Origin of the sequence: Corallococcus sp. 4LFB (assembly GCF_046520365.1) — a bacterium.
Lineage (GTDB): Bacteria > Myxococcota > Myxococcia > Myxococcales > Myxococcaceae > Corallococcus > Corallococcus caeni.
This window is the reverse complement of record NZ_JBKGHJ010000788.1, coordinates 1-2,576: the sequence shown is the minus strand read 5'-3', so window position 1 is coordinate 2,576 and position 2,576 is coordinate 1. Positions and strand designations below refer to the sequence as shown.

Annotated in this window: 1 protein-coding gene; it reads left to right on the top strand. The window is 73.8% G+C overall.

From position 1 onward, the window contains the following. The first annotated feature begins 730 nt into the window (after positions 1 to 730). Positions 731 to 2,050, top strand: coding sequence for an ATP-binding protein (locus ACLEQD_RS41140; RefSeq protein WP_410391372.1), 1,320 nt, complete (start codon positions 731 to 733; stop codon positions 2,048 to 2,050). The last annotated feature ends 526 nt before the right edge of the window (positions 2,051 to 2,576 follow it).

The window sequence follows — 2,576 nt, the reverse complement described above, 5'->3', positions numbered from 1 at the left end:
TCGCTCGCGGCGAGGCTGGACGCGGCGGACGCGGCGCTCGCGCAGGTGGAGGTGGAGCAGGCGCGCACGCGGGAGGAGCGGGCGCGGCTGGAGACAGCGCTGGCGCGAGTGCGGACGGAGGTGGAGTCCCTGCCCGAGGAGCGGCCCGCGCAGGTGCGTCAGCGGCAGGCGGCGGTGGGGCGGATGCGCGCGGTGCGCGGAGACCTGGAGCGCCTGGCCGAGCAGCGCCTGGAGCAGCGCCGCCAGATGGACGGCGTGCGGGCACCCACGGACGCGATACCGCTGCGCTCGCTCTTGCCGCTGTCGTGGGTGGTGGCGGCGGCGGGCGTGGCCATGGGGTTCGCGGTGCTCGCGGCGTGGGTCGCGAACGTGACGGTGGGCATGCTGTGCGCGGTGGGCGGGCTGATGCTGGTGGGGCTGTTGCTGCTCGTGCGCCATCGCGTGGAGACGGCACGGCACGCCAGCCTGGAGGCGCAGGCGGCGCGGCACCGCTGGCGGCAGCAGGAGGAGGAGCGCTTCCGCTCGGTGCAGGCGGCGATGTGCGCGCGCGAGGAGCTGCTCCAGCGGGAGCTGCTGCACGCGTCCGGCGCGGCGGGGGCTGTCCCCGGGCGCGTCGCTGGCGGACCTGGCCGCGCAGGAGGCGCTGCTCGCGGAGCTGCTGACGCAGGCGGAGCGGCGCGAGCTGCTCCTGCGGGAAGAGGACACGCTGCGCACGGCCTGGGACGCGGTGGTGCGCGAGGACCAGCGCGTGGGAGAGGCGCGGCTGCGCGCGGAGCAGCGCGAGGAGGTGCTGCGCGAGGAGTGGGGGGCCTTCCTGGTCGCGCGCCGCTTCCCGGAGGCCCTCTCCGCGGCCTCGGCGCTGACGCTGTGGCGCGACGCCGCGGCGCTGCGGCAGCGGCTGCTGGACCTGCGCACGGACGAAGAGGAGTTCACGGTGGCGGAGGCCGCCTGTGACGCGGTGACGGCGCGGCTGCTCCAGGAGGCACGGGCAGCGGGCCTGCCCCCGGGCCCGGCGGAGACGGTGGCCGCGCGGGTGTCCGTGGCGCTGGAGGAGGTGCGCTCGCGGGCGGCGGACCAGCGGCACCTGGACGGTCAGCGCGGGGAGCTGCTGGCGGAGAAGGCGCGGCTGGACCAGCTGGTGCTGGACGAGGACCAGGCGTGGGAGGCGCTGCTCACGGAAGGAGGCTGCCAGGACGAGGCCACCTTCCGCCGCCGCGCGGTGCAGGCGCGCCGGTACGCGGAGCTGACGGTCCGGGTGCGCGAGCACGTCCAGCGGGTGCAGGCGCTCACCGGCCTGGGCGAGAACGCGGCGAACGAGGAGGTACACGCGGCGGGCGGAGAGGCGGGATTGAAGGACCAGCTCGCCACACTGCGCGAGCGCCACAAGGCCGAGGGCGAGCGGCACAAGGCGGTCCTCACGGAGCAGGGCAGCCTGAAGACGCAGCTGTCGCAGTGGGAGAACGACGACCGCGTGTCGCGGCTGCGCATCCAGGAGGAGACGCTGCGGGCGAAGGCCGCGGAGCTGGCCACGCGCTACGCGGCGGACCGGCTGACGCTGGCGTTGCTGGGGCGCGCGCGCCGGAGGTTCGAGGAGGAGCAGCAGCCCCGCGTCATCCAGCTGGCGAGCGAGCTGTTCTCCGAGCTGACGGCGGGACGCTACCGCCGCGTCTTCATCCCGGCGGGGGACGCGCGGGAGCTGCGCGTGAGCGACGGCGCCAGGGACTGGAGCGCGGAGCAGCTGTCGCGCGGCACGCGGGAGCAGCTGTTCCTCGCGTTCCGGCTGGCCGTCATCCGCGACTTCGGAGAGACGCGGGGCGCGCTGCCGCTCATCACGGACGACGTGCTGGTGAACTTCGATCCGGAGAGGGCCCGGGGCGCGGTGCGGCTCTTCGCGAGGCTGGCGGAGCACCACCAGGTCATCGCCTTCACCTGCCACCCGTGGCTGCGCGAATACTTCGAAGCGGAAGGCGCCCACGTGCTGGAGCTGCCCGGCGCCACGAAGCCCTCCCGCGAAGCGGCCCAACCCCTGCGGGTGGTCTCCGGCGGCTAGGAAGCGGCGAAGCGCCGAACTTCGGCGCACAAAAAAATACTGGGAGCGCGCCCCCTCGACGCGCTCCCAGTAACTCAACCCCTCCCCCGAGGGGTCCCCCTCATCCGGATGCGGCCCCCAAAGACCCGCGTCCGTCCTGCTTTTCCTTCAAAACGTCGACCGCCAAAAACCTTGAGTCCCGGAAGATCGACCCCCGAAACCCTTTCCCCCTCTGCCCGGTCCGCTCTGCGTTCCGAGCCCTTGGACACCGGCGGCTCTGCCCCCAGCATCCCCACCTCGCCTTCAATACGTCGGCCGCGAAAAACCTTGGTTCGGGCCCTGCTTTTTTCCTCCGCTCCCTCTGAAGCAAGGGGCCGGACCGTCCCCCCCTGAGGCCTGCGTCAGCGCTGCTGCTACAGTCTCCCACCCTGGAGGGGCGCCATGCGGAAGCCGTCGGCGGTGGTCATTGGAGGGGTGGTGCTGCTGCTCCTCATCGGAGCCGGGGCCTTCTGGTGGCTGCGTCCCACCCGCCGCCCCGTCCCACCAC